Annotated in this window: 9 protein-coding genes and 1 pseudogene; 6 read left to right on the top strand and 4 right to left on the bottom strand. The window is 51.5% G+C overall.

Translation table 11 applies throughout. The features are described from left to right. Positions 1-78: 78 nt before the first annotated feature. A complete protein-coding gene (locus KGB03_RS08425; protein ID WP_223526795.1) occupies positions 79-831 on the top strand; it encodes a hypothetical protein in 753 nt (250 codons plus the stop codon). Positions 832-835: 4 nt separating this feature from the next. Beyond that, positions 836-2,362: a relaxase/mobilization nuclease domain-containing protein gene (locus KGB03_RS08420; RefSeq protein ID WP_223526794.1), complete on the top strand. Its 1,527-nt coding sequence runs from the start codon at positions 836-838 to the stop codon at positions 2,360-2,362. A gap of 3 nt (positions 2,363-2,365) precedes the next feature. On the opposite strand, the gene KGB03_RS08415 is transcribed toward KGB03_RS08420, so the two are convergent. From KGB03_RS08415 to KGB03_RS08405, 3 genes are all read right to left on the bottom strand, one after another. After that, positions 2,366-4,066, bottom strand: coding sequence for a replication endonuclease (locus KGB03_RS08415; protein ID WP_223526792.1), 1,701 nt, complete (start codon positions 4,064-4,066; stop codon positions 2,366-2,368). A gap of 260 nt (positions 4,067-4,326) precedes the next feature. Beyond that, positions 4,327-4,716: a hypothetical protein gene (locus tag KGB03_RS08410; RefSeq protein ID WP_223526791.1), complete on the bottom strand. Its 390-nt coding sequence runs from the start codon at positions 4,714-4,716 to the stop codon at positions 4,327-4,329. 246 nt (positions 4,717-4,962) lie between these two features. Further along, positions 4,963-6,645, bottom strand: a complete 1,683-nt coding sequence (locus tag KGB03_RS08405; protein WP_223526790.1) for a recombinase family protein — start codon at positions 6,643-6,645, stop codon at positions 4,963-4,965. A gap of 48 nt (positions 6,646-6,693) precedes the next feature. On the opposite strand from KGB03_RS08405, the pseudogene KGB03_RS08400 reads away from it, so the two are divergent. After that, positions 6,694-8,070 (top strand): annotated as a pseudogene (locus KGB03_RS08400) (YifB family Mg chelatase-like AAA ATPase); the annotation flags it as partial. 6 nt (positions 8,071-8,076) lie between these two features. On the opposite strand, the gene KGB03_RS08395 reads toward KGB03_RS08400, so the two are convergent. Then, complete coding sequence (locus KGB03_RS08395) at positions 8,077-9,288, bottom strand: aldose 1-epimerase family protein (protein ID WP_218536616.1); 1,212 nt, start codon at positions 9,286-9,288, stop codon at positions 8,077-8,079. A 266-nt stretch (positions 9,289-9,554) separates the two neighbouring features. Between KGB03_RS08395 and KGB03_RS08390 the strand changes: the two genes are divergently transcribed. Genes KGB03_RS08390 through KGB03_RS08380 form a run of 3 tightly spaced genes read left to right on the top strand, consistent with a single transcriptional unit; the run spans position 9,555 to position 16,731 of the window. Beyond that, the gene (locus KGB03_RS08390; protein ID WP_218536615.1) at positions 9,555-10,940 is read left to right on the top strand and encodes an SrfA family protein; all 1,386 of its coding nucleotides are present in this window, start codon (positions 9,555-9,557) and stop codon (positions 10,938-10,940) included. Positions 10,941-10,957: 17 nt separating this feature from the next. After that, positions 10,958-14,023, top strand: coding sequence for a virulence factor SrfB (locus KGB03_RS08385; protein WP_223526789.1), 3,066 nt, complete (start codon positions 10,958-10,960; stop codon positions 14,021-14,023). Next, positions 14,020-16,731: a putative virulence factor gene (locus KGB03_RS08380; RefSeq protein ID WP_223526788.1), complete on the top strand. Its 2,712-nt coding sequence runs from the start codon at positions 14,020-14,022 to the stop codon at positions 16,729-16,731. Before KGB03_RS08385 ends, KGB03_RS08380 begins: the two co-directional genes overlap by 4 nt. The last annotated feature ends 1 nt before the right edge of the window (position 16,732 follow it).

The following is a 16,732-nucleotide window of genomic DNA, read 5'->3' as shown; positions in this document are numbered from 1 at the left end:
GCAAAGCAAAACCAACATCTAACAAACCAGCAATGAAATATAAAATGCTATTATATACTCATAACCAATAAATTCATTATGAGTAAATATAAATTAAGCACGCGCCTAACCGAGATAAACTCAATCGTTATTGAGCAGTTGAGAAAAGAATACAATCAAATATCATCCACAAAATTCTCTCTATCAAATGCATTCAAGCAGCATTTTTTAAATGACCGCAGCTACGTCGTAATTTCAAAGAACACAAATGCTGTGGATTTTAGAAAATATAATCAGCTGATTGTAAATCTTCATACAAATTTAAACAGGATTGAAACCGAAGACCCAGCGTTAAAAAAGCTAATCAGCAACGCTATTAACAAGATAATGGAAGTCAGAGTAAATATAAAGCCGCTGCTTTTTGAGTCATTTGCAGTTCAAACCTCAAAAAAACCAGACGTCGAAGCAACGATAAATCACCCTTTATTTATTGACCAGCTTTCAAAACGAGAAAAGCAATATACGATTAGTTTTTCACAAGAAGAATTTTCGCTTTACCAAAGAAAGCTATTAACGCTTGATGAAAAAGATAAATCCTTTTCCAGTCAACTTTATAAGTTCTTGAGTGAGTTCTCCGTTTATCAAGCCATATTTTCAAACCCTAATGTTTCGTTTACTCATAATGATGGGTTAATTAAAATTTGCGATTATATCAACAGGTATGTTCTTGAAGGCTCAAAAAAAGAATCCCAACTAAAAGAGACGCTAGAATATTTCATGCCAAGAATTGATATGATTAATGACAAACTCATGGACGGTAGCAGTGACCTAATTGAAATGATACTGGGTTGAAAAAATGTTAATTAAAGAAGTTCCACGCATTCGGCCCAATACCAAAAATCTTGCCAAGTATGTTTTAAATAAAGCCACACGCATCGGTGGCAATATTCCAGTCAATATGGGCAATATTAATGAATCAGCGAAGTTTATCGAATCCGATTTTAATAGCCGGTTAACGGCAAAACAGAAAAGCAATGAAATGCATTATATAGTTTCGTTTGAGGAACAACACAAAGATATTTCAGACGACAAATTGCTACTCATCGGCAATGAATTAATTAAACGTCACTTCGGTGATAATCGTAATTTCTTGCTTGCTGTTCATAGAGACACAGCCAATCCTCACTTGCATTTGGTTATGGAAAATAGGGATTTCGATAACAAGCCATTTTACAAAAAAGATAATTATCGTGGTTTAGAAGACCTAGCCAAAAAACTCGAAAAGAAATATTCGCTCAAAAATGAGCAAATATCTGAAAGCCGGAACACATCCAACCCAACGAGGCTAAATTATGCTTCTAAACAGTACGAGAGTCGTACCGGGCAAGAGTCTGATGAGAAGAAATATAAGCGCGAACTGAAAGGTCTCCTTTCCAGCGCCCAGACGCCGCAGGCGTTGTTCAAGGCGATGATTGCCGATGGGTTTACTATTCGTGCCAATAAGAGCAAAACTGACCCTAGCAAGCTTTCAGGCTATTACATAAGCAAAGCTTCAACGTCGATAAAGCCAAGTTCCATCGGTTTTCAAATGAGCAAACTAATTGAAAAATACAAGGTCGATGAAAATGGGATTTCCGAATTAATCCTACGTTACGAGTCGCCATTACCGCACGATGAGTTAGGTGAAATCTCTTCGAGTCCAGGACCAGACCCGAAACCACTACCTAACCGCCGTGAAAGCCTTTATACAAAATTTCAGACTTCGGATGGAGTGAACTACACAAGCAAGAATGAGAAGTACAAAACCAGTTTTACAGTCAATGACAATAGTGTTTCTTTTACTAACCCTAACGAGATAAGCATTAAGGCGGGGATTCAAGCGTTGCTTGAACAAGGTAATAGAGGACCATTCTACCTAACCGGCTCGCAAGATTTTAAACGTAAAACGTGGCTGGTATCTGCAATGATGGGTTTAGAAGTTTCTAATTATCAACCTTCAAAATCTGACTTGTCTGCACTTTTCGAACGTGTCAAAGCCAATCAAGAAAAATACCCAAAAGCAAAAATCAAGCTTCTTGAACTTCATATAAATGCACTGAAAAAAGAAAACCTCGAGATCGATGATTTATTGAAAGCACCAGTTTCATTCTCTGATTTATTCCCAAGCCATTCAAAACCAGAAAATATTGAAGCTCTTGAAACTGAAAGACATGAAAAGCCTGAAAAGGAAATAACCGTAAAGTCTACTGATAAGAAAACAAAATCAAAGGCAGAAAAAATATTCGACAATCAAGAGACTGATAAAAAACTGTTAGAAAAATTAACCAGGCAAGGGGAAGTGGGACTTGACCCACTGCAACCATTAAAAGTACATAAGCCCTAAATTTTAGGGTTTGTCTTTGTAAATTATTGAACAATCTATCTTCGTCGCTAATTCTATATTAGACCCTACGACCCTCAACCCAACATTAGAAACAACCATTTCTTCAAAGTCGTATAGACGCTCAACAATTTTAAGCTCTGTAATCCATTCCAGCCGCTCTTTTGCGACCTTACAAAAATCTAAAAATTTTAACTCTTTTCTCAGGGATGCTAATTTTCTAAAAACGGGGTGTTTAAGTTCAAGCTTTATTTGCCACTCTTCCATTTTTACGAAGCGATTAAATTTTCGCCAAACTGATATTGCTCGTTCAACTCCGAAAAATCCATAGCGCCTTATCCCCCAAACCATACATCCAGCCTTTACTTTCAACGATTCGCTGTCAGGGTTCTGTATTGCTTTGATTAGATATTTCATAACATAAGAAGATGCTGATGCTCTTTTCTTACCGTGCTTTTGAGCTTGTTCAGCAGATATTATTTCGATAGTCGTAGACTTTTCTGAATGCTTGAAGATTCTATTTAAATGCAGTATTAAATTATCGACTTTTGTGGGGCAAACAAATAATAGTGCGTGCAAGTGCGGACACTGGTCTTTGTGTAATTCTTTCGTCCAAAGCCCAAAATCATTAAGCTCGTAACGATTGCGAGCCTTACTCAATTGGTCTATCTTTTTACTCAAATAATCTGACGCTTGGCGTGGAGTTGAACCATCCCACGTATTTTTTCCAAATTTTGGGTTTGCGTGAAATGAAGCTGGGCAAGTCGCAGTTAGAAATAAACATACATATTTTCTTTGCTCTGCAACAAGCTCCATATTTTTCACACAGGAGTATAGTTCTGCAACACGTCGTTCAGGAGTCATTACTACATCAGCCAATGGCTTTTGTGTTTTTTCATCATCGCCATATTGTATATAAGAGTTTTTGAGATAGTCAGCCTGACACTCATCGACATACTTGCGATATTCAAGAGCGACATTACTGCAATAGCTGTTATGCGAGCCAATAGCTTTATTGGAAAGTTGTATAAGCTCATTTTCTCTAATCCTGACTTTTCTTATTATTCTTTTGTGTTTTTGAAAACCGTTGAACCGTCTGCTTTCGTCGTTACGACACAAGTTCAAATCAAACTCATAAATAAAGTCCTCATCTTCATAATATTTGTCGAGCTTGTCTAATATAGTGCCGCTCGCCTTCAAGTCTCGAACTTTAACACCTTTGATTAACTCAATATTTAGTAGCTCTTGACGAGTGATTTTACACTTTGAAAGCTCAATAACCTGGCTAGTCTTTTTCGTGCTTTTTGTTATATGCAAAAATAGCTTGTTAATTACAAGGGCAAGACAAACTGCGTCTCTATCCCATTGCCTGAATGATGGTATACGCTCGGAGTATCGTAAATGATTTCTTTGATTTGCTGTGCTTAACTCTTGGGTGCTTACGAGCACTTCCATTTCATAGAAAGACGTACACACTTCTTGAAGGTTAGATACAAGTTTGCTACTTGCATGGACCGGCTTTGAATCCGACTGAAGTTTTTCTAAGGTTTTTTTGTAATCGAAACCACCTTGGTTGAAAGTGGATATTTTGTCAGTTAGCTTTTTAGCCTCAATATGGGCGTGCAATTTATTGAGGAAACTTTCTTTATTTTGTTCTTTTGATATTGCGCGCTGAAAATAAAATGGTATGCTGTTATTGTAAATCATTGTTAAGTTGTTTGTGTAGTAACTACATCTTAACATTTGCAAGAAAAACACAAGAGCTTCGGCTCTTTTTTTCTATCCTAAAATTAAACGATTGTTTGAATTAGGCATCCCCACCCTTTTGTTATATGGCTTTTACCTATTTTGTGAGAGTTGTTTTAGAATTATCCAAGAAGAGCAAAATCAAAAGCATTAGCCTAACGGCTCGGCTATACATTGCGTTAGGGTATCACCGTTCAAGAAGTACAGCCCCTCGACTAATTTTAGAAATAAGGATTTGTTGGTAGAGAGTAGCTTTTTACAGTAACACCCTTGCTAATATATTCAGGTTCCCTCCAAAAATCTTCGTCCTTTAACGTCCATAATGTTTTTGCTTCCTCACAGGTCCCGTTCTTAAAATTAAATGAGTGGCTTGTCTGTAGCAATGTACTACCACGCTCATCAAATGAGTCTTTATTTTTACAGTCGTTAGCAGCCTTTTGAAAAGCTCTTATAGACTCTTTTCTTTCTTTGTCAGTTAGCCTGTCTTTCGCTGATACTTTAGTTTCAATAACAGTACCTACTGGTACATTGCTTGCGTTTTCAAAGTAGCCGGCTTTTACCGCAATGCATAGTAAGGCCAACACTAACGAGAATTTAAAGAAATCTTCCATGTGGGATGTTTTTTATTATTGTTTAATTATAGCATTCAGAAGCCCGGTTTTTATCCAGGTTCACTTTATTACTCTTTTAATCTCCCGTACCCCACCCGGTGGAGCAGAAAAGCAAAAGCATTAAAAGCTGTTTGGCTAGCCCTGCTTGTTGATTAACCCGTACTGATTGACCCTACGGGTCAAGGTGGGTTACTCACGCCCAGATACTGCGCCCGCGCCTATGCGGCGTTTCCGGGCGAATCCTCGCTAATTAAAATCAGCCCGTGAACCCAACGGCAATGTAAAATCATTCTTCCACCCACCCACAAGTTTTTTTGTATAAAAGTAGTAATTACCACCGGCCAACATAGCGTGCTTTCTATCAAAGTAATAACTCACCCCAAAACCCTTCGCTTTATTGTTAATTACGACCTCACTCATTTTATGTTCGTCTTTAAAGTCTTGCCCCTCAAATGGCGCACTATCTTCAAAGCGTTTTAAAACTCTGATTTGTACTTGGCTTTCTTTCAAAAGCATATTGAACCTGATTCGCCCTTCTTCACTATCCAGCAACTCGTCAATGTCAGCCCTGCTAATGGCTTGCTCAACCTCGACATAAATATTGATTTTTGCTATTTCAATATCTACCAAGTCGCGTTTAGTATTCAACGCACTAATCTCGGCTTCAATTTTCCTAATACGCGTCAAAAGGATTTTCGGAATATCCCCGCCATTTAGTTCGATGCTTTCAACAATTTTCTCAATCGTGTTCTGTTTGTCTTCAATTTCAGCATTATAGGCGTTTCGACTTTCGACAAGACTTTGTACGTCACCAGATTTTCTAATGATTTTTTCTAGCCCATAATTTTTGTAATAAAGTAAAAACGGTTCCACGATATAATTATACGGGATGAAGATTTTACGACCTGCAGGACATGCACCCACCAAACTTTTCGCGCAAATCAAATACATATATTCTTTACCTTTTCGCTTGGTAAAGTTCTGATGGAGCGCAGTGGAGCAATGCTCACAAAAAATAACACCCTTAAAAATATTCCTAAACCCTTTGCTTTCTCTACCAATTTTTTCGTGGGTTTCGGTTCGAATGTTTAGTTTTGTTTGTAGATTAAAGAAACGTTCTTTTGAAATTACTGCGGGATAATAATTTTCCAGCTCTTCATAATCTACACTTTCCCCGCTTTCTGATTTTGTCTTGTAAATTTCAAGACACCCGTAAACAGATTTAGCGCGAGACAAATGCCGAACTGCTATCAAAGTCCATTTCTTGTCGGCAGGCGTTTTATTAATTTCATTAGCTGTTCTTGCACATCCATAAATTTCCAATAAGTCAAAAATCTTTCTGACTTCATCAGCCCTATTAGAATCAAGTTTTAATGTTTCAGTTTCATCGTCAAACCTAATCCAGTAAGGCAATCTTTTTGTCATCACCTTATTCGATAATTTTGCTTCGTTATGTTTTCTCGCCCACGCACCCAAAGACCTATTTCTTTTGATACGGCTTTCTTCATTGGCACGGCTCAACACAAAATTTATTTTGAATAAAATACTTGAATGGTCCTCTTGTCTGTAATCATAAATTTGATTATCAGAGAGAGTAACGATGATGATTTTTGCCGATAAAATATCAACAACCAGCTTCGTTGCATCAATGCCATTCATACGTGTGAGACGGTCGAAATTCTCGACCAGCAACACGTCATTGGCTTTGATAACACCAGTAGCAATCAGGTCTAAAAATTCTCGCAAAGCTCCTGTACGGGCGTTCTTGCCTCGAAAGCCTGATATGCCAAGATCGATAAATTCGCGGGTCAATTCAAGCTTGTGATTAGCAAGGTACTCACTGATGAGGGCCTCTTGCCTATCTATACCCGTTCCTTCCTTTTGGGTACGGCTAGAAATTCGCTTATAGCTGTATATGTGCGCAGTCACTTGATAGACCTTTCGGCATAGAACGGGTGTCTATTATATAGCTCCTAAAGCGCCGTGAAGGAAAGCAAGGACCGGGTGCGTAGCGCGATCATCAATTCAGGGCTGCAATTCCCGGCGCGGCGTATCACCTTGAATCTCGCTCCCGCTGACCTACCGAAGGATGGCGGACGATTCGATTTGGCGATTGCCCTGGGGATTCTGTCCGCCAGTGTCCAGGTGCCGACTTTGACGCTGGATGACATTGAATGCCTGGGAGAGTTGGCGCTGTCAGGCGCAGTACGTGCGGTGAGAGGCGTGTTGCCAGCTGCGCTGGCAGCACGCAAGGCCGGACGTTCGCTGATGGTACCGCGGGCGAATGCCGAGGAGGCGTGCCTGGCGTCGGGGTTGAAGGTGTTTGCCGTGGATCACCTGCTGGAAGCCGTTGCGCACTTCAACGGACATACGCCGGTGGAGCCCTACGTTTCCAACGGGTTGCTCTACGCCAGCAAGCCCTATCCGGACTTGAATGAAGTGCAGGGCCAACTTTCGGCCAAACGCGCATTGCTGATTGCGGCGGCTGGGGCTCATAACCTGTTATTTAGCGGACCGCCGGGGACCGGGAAAACACTGTTGGCGAGTCGGTTACCGGGGCTGCTTCCCCCGTTAGCCGAAAACGAGGCGCTGGAAGTCGCTGCCATACAATCCGTCACCAGTTGCGTGCCCTTGAGCCACTGGCCGCAAAGACCATTCCGCCAGCCCCACCACTCCGCCTCGGGCCCGGCGTTGGTGGGCGGTGGTTCAAAGCCGCAACCCGGTGAAATCACCCTCGCCCACCATGGCGTTCTGTTCCTTGATGAACTCCCGGAATTCGATCGCAAGGTGCTGGAAGTCTTAAGGGAGCCGCTGGAATCCGGTCACATCGTGATTTCCCGCGCCAAGGATCGCGTTAGGTTTCCGGCGCGCTTTCAATTGGTGGCCGCGATGAACCCGTGCCCCTGTGGATATCTTGGCGAACCCAGCGGCAAATGCAGTTGTACACCGGACATGGTCCAGCGTTACCGCAACAAGCTGTCGGGGCCGCTGCTGGATCGGATCGACCTACACCTGACCGTCGCGCGGGAAGCCACAGCGTTGAATCCTGCGCTCAAACCCGGTGATGACACCGCCTCTGCTGCGGTGCTGGTTGCCAACGCCCGGGAGCGGCAACATAAACGCCAAGGCTGCGCCAACGCATTCCTTGATTTGCCGGGTCTGCGCTGTCACTGCAAGTTATCCACAACCGACGAAACATGGCTGGAAACCGCCTGCGAGCGTTTGACCTTGTCACTCAGGTCAGCCCATCGCCTGCTCAAGGTCGCACGCACGCTGGCAGACCTTGAACAGGTCGATGGCATCACCCGCGAACATCTGGCTGAGGCATTGCAGTATCGGCCAAGCACAAACTGACCAGAATCACTCCTTGGTGAGATCAACCAACGGCGCCTGCCGAACTTCAGTCTCCCGCCCACCCTGAATATCACTCACCGTCTTCAACGCCTTATCCACAGCCCCTTTATCCGCCAGCAAGCTGTACCTGATCTGAAACTGCTTCTGCTCTTTAACCCCAATCATCGGCACCAAACCAATCGGCCGCTGATACCGACGGTTGTAGGAAAAGCTCGTCCCCGGTTCAAGACCCGTGACATAGCCCTGCCCTTGGGTATCCGTGTTTTTCCACAGGGAGAACACCGGCAACTGTTGAGTATTGAAACCCACCGAAACCCCAAGGCTGCCGGCCTTGTTATGCAGCACGGTCAACGTGTCACCCTTGGCATCGCCATAAGGCACCACGTTGTAAACCGTCTCGTCGTAATCCTTGGTCGGCGCGCGGTAAGTCTGCCAATCTGGCAAATCCCCTTTGGCTTTGTCATTGAACGGCGACACCTGTTTCACCGGTGCGGCAAAACGGGCGCCCTGTTCCAGGAATGGGGTGCTGAAGTTACTGTGATACAGCGCCTGATATTCCTTCGGATAATCACCGTTGTTGGTGAGGGTATCGTTGAGGGAGAACGCTGCGCTGCCAGGTTCGGTGACCAGCTCAGTCATCACCGAGAAGTCGACTTTCTTGAACGCCTGCTCTTTGAGCTCGCCGCGCAGGCTGATGGCGTAAGGCGCTTTTTCATCGATGTGCAACGTGACTTTGCTGGCCGGGATGTTGGCGGCACGGCCGTGGAGCGTCAGCAGTTCACCGTTGTCCATGCCGGGGTGACCGACCCACTCATAGCCGCAGCGGGTGACCAGTTCGTTAAAGCCCTCGAGCCAGCCCAGCCCGCCTCGACCGTTGAGTTCGATGAAGGATGGATTGACCACGTCCTTGACCGGCGAATCCCAACCCATGCGCACATTACCGACCGTCGCCTGCAGGACGTTCATGCCACGGGTCGGCACCACCGAGAGTTTCATCGTGCCGTTATCGATGTCGACGATGCTGACGCCCTCCTGCCGACCGCCGTGCAAGTTACGAAGGGTCACGGAGAAGGGTTTGTCGGTTTTTACACCGAGTTGCTGGCTGGTGACCTGCCAGTTTTGGGCAGCCTTGTCGCTGTCGAGCAGGACGTAATCCCAGGCCATGGCGTGGGAGGCGGACAGTGCGCCAAAGGCAACGACGAATTTGAGCGGAGTCATGGGGAAGCCTTTCTTGGAGTTGTGGGTTTTTTATAGCGCTGATGAAACGATTCAGCAAGCCTAAAAAACGTACACCCGAGCCTTCCCGAGCCAATTTAAATTGACCTCATGCAACCTCCGCACGCTTACGCTAGTCTCATACGGTTTTGAACCTCCGGCAGATTGACGGCGACATCATTGTGACATTAAGGTCGCCAGCTAATTGCAGGAGCAAGCGCAGACACTTTTGTCTGTCATTTTTGCGCAGCGGAACATACGGAGTTTGAATGCGCGGGGCACTATTACGCAGCGGTAAGAGCGGGTCATTCACTGCCCTGGGCGAAACAGGTCAACCGGTTTACCGGGCAGCCCTGCAATTGCGCGAAGCCATTCGCCGCAAGAACCCTGAAATGGTCGATCACCTGGCCATCCCTCAAAGCGATGAACTCGGCAACCAGATTGACTGGTACAGCGGCCTCGACGGCGATGTGATCCCGTGGAGCAGCGCGACTGAAGAAGAACGCGCCCCTGCACGCCGCCAACTCGAAGCGCTGAAGACCTCGCTCGACGAATTGAGCCAGCGTTTCCTGGGCAATGATCCAGCCGAACAGCAGCAAGGCGACAAAGCCGTGTTCGGCAAGCTGCTCAAGCGTGTGATTCATTTCCCCGATGAAAACTTCGTCTACCTGGTGCAAGGCAAGCCGGTGCTGACCTTTTGGGGCTTCGAGCATGCCGGTACCGGCAATCGCGATCCCCTGCACTGCCTCTATCAAGTTCCGCCCGCGTTTACGCTGCCCCCGGTGGTCGAAGCCGCGCCCGTGGTGGCGCCGCCCGTCGTGCCGGTGATTGCTCGTCCGTGGTGGCGGCGCTGGTGGTGGCTGTTGCTGCTGCCTTTGTTGCTGCTGCTTTTGTGGCTATTACTGGGCTTGCGCGGTTGCGTGCCGATTCCGCTGGTGGCGGTCGATCTGCTCCCCGAGGGCGTCGTGCCTGTTGAAAGGCAACGGGAAGAACCACAACTGACCGGCCATGCCACGACGCTCAATGGCGTTCCTGTGACGGGCACCGTTGTAGGCTCCACCACGGGAACCGGCACCGCTGTGACCGGAACCCAGGACGTGGAAGCGCCGGCGGTCGAGGGCAACGAAGCTGATGCAGCGCCGGCCGGCGTGACCCAAGACTCCGCCAAAGACCCGGCAGCAGACCCGACAGCCGAATCGCCAACCGCGCCACCGGAAAACAAAACTGCGCCGCCGGATATCACATCGCCCGAGGCCGAAAAATCCGCCGCCGCAAAACCCGGCCCGCCCCTGAGCATTCCGCCAGACGCCGCCGACGGTGCCGCCAAGTTCCTCGACGGTCAGTTCCGCGCCGGTGCCGGTATTCAGGATCGCCGAACCGGCAAACCCCTGCGTCTGGAATACCAGCTCAAGGACGGTAAAGGCGAAGTCATCGTACACCAGGCCGACGGCACGAAATGCAGCGGGCCGGTGAGCGCTACTATGAAAGGTGGCAGCCTGGCCATCGACAGTCAGGGCCAGGCGGTGTGTGGCGATGGCAGCACTTACGACATGCCCAAGGTCAACTGCCGCAAAGGGGCGACCACAGTCGCAGACTGCACCGGCGGTTACGGCAAAGAACAATTCCCCATGTCCATGCGGCACGTGGCCGAATAAAAACGGAATAACCCGAAATGTTGCCTGAAGTCACCCAATTCGAAGACACCGTCACGCTGGTCAGCGATACCGGCATCCAGTTCATGGATTTCGCGCTGCGTCTGGATCCTCGCAAGGAACCGGCGGGCGAGTTCGCGCCGATGATCAGCGGGCTGATCTGCCGCCTGTCGTACAACGAAGAGAAAGACTTCTTTTTCTACGAACCTGAACCGGAAAAGGTCGAGAAAGCCAAACCTGCGTTCAGCGTCGATATGAAAAGCAGCCTCGAGTTGCTGGACGGTATCTGGCTGCCGACCCCGTTTTTCCGCTTCATGCCGCCGCATCGCTTCGACGAAGGCCCGACCAACTGGTCGCGCATGCGTCTGGTGAAGCTGGCGACGCCCGACATCGACGGCAACACCCACCGCCTGACGATGGCGTTCGACAGCCGCGTGATGCCCAAGCGTGACGGCACCGCTTACCTGGCGCCCAACGAAGAAGACATCAGCTCCGGCGTGTCCTTCAAACTGGCGACGAAGGCCAGCGAAACCCGCTGGTTCCTGGCCCAGCCGTGGGTCAACGAGTGGCTGTTGGAAGTGTTCAACGAGGGCAATGCCCACCGCTCGCGCGCAGAGCTGGACACCGATATCCGCGCCAACTATCACCTGGCGCACTACCTCAATTTGCTTAGCCTGTTGAGCACACCGTCCGCCGCCCAACAGTCGACGGCCCGTGCGAAAGTTGAAATCCCTGAGCTGAAAGTAGTCGCCAACGACAGCAATGGCCTGGTCAAACCGATTCCGGTGGACCTGGTGCTGGACGTCGGCAACTCGCGCACCTGCGGCATCCTGATCGAGAACCACGGTCAGGCCGGCTCCGGGCTGAAGCAAAACTACGTGCTGGAACTGCGCGACCTGATCACCCCCGAACACACCTACAATCTGCCGTTCGAAAGCCGCGTGGAATTCGCCCAGGCGTACTTCGGCAAGGACCACTGTTCGGTCAAGAGCGGCCGGCACGATGCGTTCCAGTGGGCGACGATTGCCCGCGTCGGCAATGAGGCCAGCCGTCTGGCCAGCCGTCGTCGCGGTACCGAAGGTTCCACTGGTCTGTCCAGCCCGAAACGTTATCTGTGGGATGAAAACGCCTACGGCCACGGCTGGCGCTTCAACTGCTCGTACATCAAGACCGACAGCGAGCCGTACGCCACGGCCGCGCCGTTCTCGCACCTGATCAATGAAACCGGCGAGGCGCTTTACAGCCTCGAAGAAGACGATCGTCTGCCGGTGTTCATGCCGCGTTACTCGCGCAGCTCGCTGATGACCTTCATGCTCGCCGAAGTGCTGGCCCAGGCGCTGTCGCAAATCAACAGCCCGGCCCAGCGTTCCCGCCAGGGCCACACCCGCGTGCCGCGTCAGCTCAACAGCATCACCCTGACCGTGCCGCCGGGCATGCCGCAGGCCGAGCGCAGCATCCTCAACGAACGCATGCTGCAAGCCATCGGCCTGGTGTGGAAGAGCCTCGGCTGGCATGTCGGCGAAGAGGATCCACATCAGGATCAGGCCATCAGCCCGCGCACGCCGATCCCGAGTATCCGCGTGGAATGGGACGAAGCCTCTTGCGGCCAGTTGGTGTACCTGTACACCGAGGTCAACGAGAACTTCGCCGGTCACCCGGAAGAGTTTTTCGACACCATCGCCCGCCCCGACAAGACCGACCGCGAACGCATCACCCTGGCAACCATCGACATCGGCGGCGGCACCACGGACCTGGTGATTACTGACTATCGCCTCGACCGCGCCGGCAACACCGGCAGCGGCAGCAACGTGCACATCGTGCCCGAGCAGCGTTTTCGCGATGGTTTCAAAGTGGCCGGCGATGACATCCTGTTGGACGTGATTCAGGACTTCATCCTGCCAAGCTTCGAAAAAGCCTTGCAGAACGCCGGTGTGAAAGCCCCGGATTCGCTGATGTCACGCCTGTGTGGCGATGAATCTGTCAGCGCGCAAGACATGATCCTGCGCCAGCAATTGAACCTGCAGGTGTTCGCCCCGCTGGGCCTGGCGCTGCTCAAGGCGTACGAGCATTACGATCCGCAAGTGCCGCAAGAAGTCACCCCGCAAAGCTACCGTCAATTGATCGGTGACAACGCGATCAGCCAGACCGTGCTCGACTACGTCAACGCCGCCGTGCGTCGCGATGTCGGCGGTCAGAGCGGTTTCGACCTGTATGATGCGCCGATCAGTTTCGACCTGCAGAAGCTTCACGCCGCGTTCCTCAACGACCAGATCAACATCACCAAGATTCTCGGGGCGCTGTGTGAAGTGGTCGCGCATTACCCGTGTGATGTCTTGCTGCTGACCGGCCGCCCTTCGCGCCTGCCCGGCATCCAGGCGTTCATTCGCAAGGTGTTGCCGCTGCCACCGGGGCGCATTCTGGCGCTGCAAAACTACCGCACTGGCGGCTGGTACCCGTTCCACAAGAACGGCCGGATCGACGACCCGAAAAGCACCGCGTCGGTGGGCGCCATGCTCTGCCTGTTGTGCGCCAACCACAGCGTGCCGAACTTCTACTTCCGTGCTTCGGCGCTCAAGCCATATTCGACGGTCAAGCACATCGGCGTGATCGACCTGAACAACGTGATCAAGGATGCCGACGTGCTGTACCGCGACATCCAGTCCGAAGACTACAAAATCAAGCTGCCGGAAATCGGCGTTGGCGATGCCGCCGACACGCCACAACTGGAAATGCGCGGCGATCTGCGCCTCGGTTTCCGTCAGTTGGCCGCCGACCGCTGGGCCGCGTCGCCGCTGTATACCTTGCGGTTCACCAAGGCCGGTCGGGAGAAGTTTTCCCGCGCGATCGGTGAAAACGGTAGCGCGCCGCTGCTCAAGGTGCGGTTCGAGGTCAAGCCGGCGGACAAGTACACACGCAAGCAGGATCTGGTCAGCGACCGCCTCTCGGTTCGCGACATCGAATCCAACAGTAACAACGTCAACTTCAACCCGCGCAGCGACCTCGAGCTGGAACTCAACACCATGCTCGACGCCGGCCTGAGCGAGACCAAGTACTGGCTCGACAGTGGAAGTGTGAAACGCAAATGAATGATCTGACCCCCGATCAAACTCAGCTCTCTGCCAGTTGGGCCGCTGTTTATAACGGTGCCGGTCAGGCGCTGGACTGGATTGCCCAGACGCGCGGCAACGCGCCACGCCTGGACAGCGAAGCCGACAACCTGAACATCCGCCTGCACCGCGCCCGCAACCTGGCTCACAGCCTCGGTCGCGTGGCCTGCACGCCGATGACCATTGGTTTTTTCGGTTTGTCCCAGGCCGGCAAGTCCTACCTGATCTCGGCCCTTGCCGCCGGTCAGAACGGCAAGCTGGAAACTGATTTCGGTGGCCAGCGCCTGGACTTCATCAAGCACATCAACCCGGTGGGTGGCGGCAAGGAAGCCACCGGCCTGGTGACGCGCTTCAGCCGTCGGGCCACGGAGAGTCAGGACAATGACTTTCCGGTAGAACTCACGCTGTTCAAGGAAATCGAGCTGGCGAAGATTCTCGCCAACTCCTGGTTCAAGGATTTCGACCTTGAGCGCATTTCCTACGAGATCGACGAAGAACGCATCCAGCGCGTACTCAAACCGTTCGAAGGCCGCGAAACCGGGCCACTGCAAACGGGCGTCAACGCCGATGATCTGGTGTCGCTGTGGGATTACCTGCGCGACAACTTCCGCAACTCGGTGAAGAAACTTGAGCACCTGTACTGGCCCAAAGCACTGCAACTAGCGCCACGCCTGAATTTCCAGGAACGGGCCGAGCTGTTTTCGATCCTCTGGGGCGAGCAAAGCGAACTGACACGCGTGTATCAGCAACTGGCCGGCGCGCTGCACAAGCTGGGCCTGCCCGAGACCGTGTTCGCACCGTTGAAGGCCTTGGTGAGTTTCGAAAACGACACCTACAGCCAGCGCGACAGCATCATGAACGTCGACATTCTCGAACGCTTCGGCAGCCCACGGGACTTGCCGATCGACGTTCGACCACTGGTTGGCGATCGCCTGCAAAACAGTCAGGCAATTCCGGTTGCACAACTGGCGGCGTTGACGGCCGAAATGACCTTCCGCCTGATCGAAGCGCCGGTGGATGACATCGTCAATCAGGTCGACCTGCTGGATTTCCCCGGTTATCGCGGGCGCCAGAAACTGCACGAGATCGCCGACTCCAACGACCCGCATTCCGCCACCAAGGACAACTCCGTTTCGCAGCTGATCCTGCGTGGCAAGGTCGCCTACCTGTTCGAACGCTACACCGACAACCAGGAAATGAATGCGCTGGTGGTTTGCACCGGTTCGACCAAGCAGAGCGACGTCAACGACGTAGGCCCGGTGTTGACCCGCTGGATCGAAAAGACCCAGGGCGCCGACTCGGCCGCTCGCAGCAAGCGCGAAACCGGTCTGATCTGGGCGCTGACCATGCTCGACCTGCGCATCACCAACTCCCTGAGCCTGACGCCTGATCAGTACGACGAGAGCTGGAACGGCATGGTCAAGCTGACCATGCTGGAGCGCTTCGGCAGCCTGAACTGGATGAGCGACTGGGCCGGCACACCGTTCCAGAACACCTACCTGGTGCGTAAACCGCGCATGGACGCGGCATTCATCGAACAAGACGCGACGGGTGCCGAAACGGGCCTCAATGCCAGCTATCAGGACCGTGTCAGCGCGCTGGGTACCAGCTTCGCCAGCAACGACCTGGTGTGCAAACACATCCACGATCCTGCCAACGCCTGGAAAGAAATGCTGCGCAACGATGACGGTGGCATCAGCCACTTCAGCGGCAGTTTCAAGGGCGTGGCCAATATCGAATTCAAATTGCAGCGCATCCGCGAGCAATTGAGCGAATGCCTCGAAGGCCTGACCACTCACGGTCTGAGCACCTGGTACCACGCCGACGACGACGGTGCTGCCGCCGCCAAGAAAGCCCTGGCGCAAAAGATTCTGACCGGCCTGGGCCGTCGCCCGGCAGTGCTCGGCGAGCTGATCGATCAACTCGACATGCCGAGCGAAGAGGTGCGCGACCTGTACCTCAGTGGTGTGTACGAAACCGATGACGAGCCGGCCGCGAAGGACGAGCCAGTCGCCCCGACACCGAGCCAGAGCCTGTACGGCGACGACGCCGGTTTCGACTTCGATTTCGGTGACGACCTGAGCCACGACGCGCCGGTCAGCAGCAACACCGGCACCCCGGCGCCCGAACTGCAAAGCAACGAACACCGATTCGCCAAAGCGGCATTCAAGGCCTGGATCGCGCACCTGCGTGAACTGACCACCCGGCAAAGCCTGCTCAACCTGCTGGGGTTGGAAAAAGCATTGCTGGAAGCGGTGGTCGACGAATTGATCACCGCCGGCTATCGCCAGGACTTGCCGGGGCAACTGAGCCGTGCGGTCCTCAAACGCGCACAAAGCGGCGCACGGCGCGATCAACTGGTTGAGCGCCAGGTTCTGGAAGTGCAACGGGTACTGCGCGATTTCGTGTCCTGGTTCGGCTACCTCCAGAAACCGGTAAGCGAGCGTCCGAACAGCCGCGCCGGTGCCAAGGCGCCGCTGTTCTCGTACTACACCGACATCAGTCCGGGACAAGTGCCCGTGCTACCGGCGCAACCGGCGAATCAGGCGCAGCGGTATCTCGGCGACTGGCTCTCGGGCCTGGCCTACCTCACGCAGGACAATGCCGGCCATGGCGCCGGACGTGAAATCACCCCTGAACAGAATGAACGGCTGGGCCGAGTGCTCACAGCCTTCACAGCGAGATAAG

The sequence above is a fragment of the Pseudomonas sp. BF-B-26 genome (assembly GCF_019956495.1).
Classification (GTDB): Bacteria; Pseudomonadota; Gammaproteobacteria; order Pseudomonadales; family Pseudomonadaceae; genus Aquipseudomonas.
This window is presented reverse-complemented; position numbering and strand designations above follow the sequence as displayed.

Excerpts from the sequence above, each read along its gene's own strand:
- KGB03_RS08425 (WP_223526795.1), top strand. The coding sequence starts at position 79 with ATGAGTAAATATAAATTAAGCACGCGCCTAACCGAGATAAACTCAATC.
- KGB03_RS08420 (WP_223526794.1), top strand. The coding sequence starts at position 836 with ATGTTAATTAAAGAAGTTCCACGCATTCGGCCCAATACCAAAAATCTT.
- KGB03_RS08415 (WP_223526792.1), bottom strand. The coding sequence starts at position 4,066 with ATGATTTACAATAACAGCATACCATTTTATTTTCAGCGCGCAATATCA.
- KGB03_RS08410 (WP_223526791.1), bottom strand. The coding sequence starts at position 4,716 with ATGGAAGATTTCTTTAAATTCTCGTTAGTGTTGGCCTTACTATGCATT.
- KGB03_RS08395 (WP_218536616.1), bottom strand. The coding sequence starts at position 9,288 with ATGACTCCGCTCAAATTCGTCGTTGCCTTTGGCGCACTGTCCGCCTCC.
- KGB03_RS08390 (WP_218536615.1), top strand. The coding sequence starts at position 9,555 with ATGCGCGGGGCACTATTACGCAGCGGTAAGAGCGGGTCATTCACTGCC.
- KGB03_RS08385 (WP_223526789.1), top strand. The coding sequence starts at position 10,958 with ATGTTGCCTGAAGTCACCCAATTCGAAGACACCGTCACGCTGGTCAGC.
- KGB03_RS08380 (WP_223526788.1), top strand. The coding sequence starts at position 14,020 with ATGAATGATCTGACCCCCGATCAAACTCAGCTCTCTGCCAGTTGGGCC.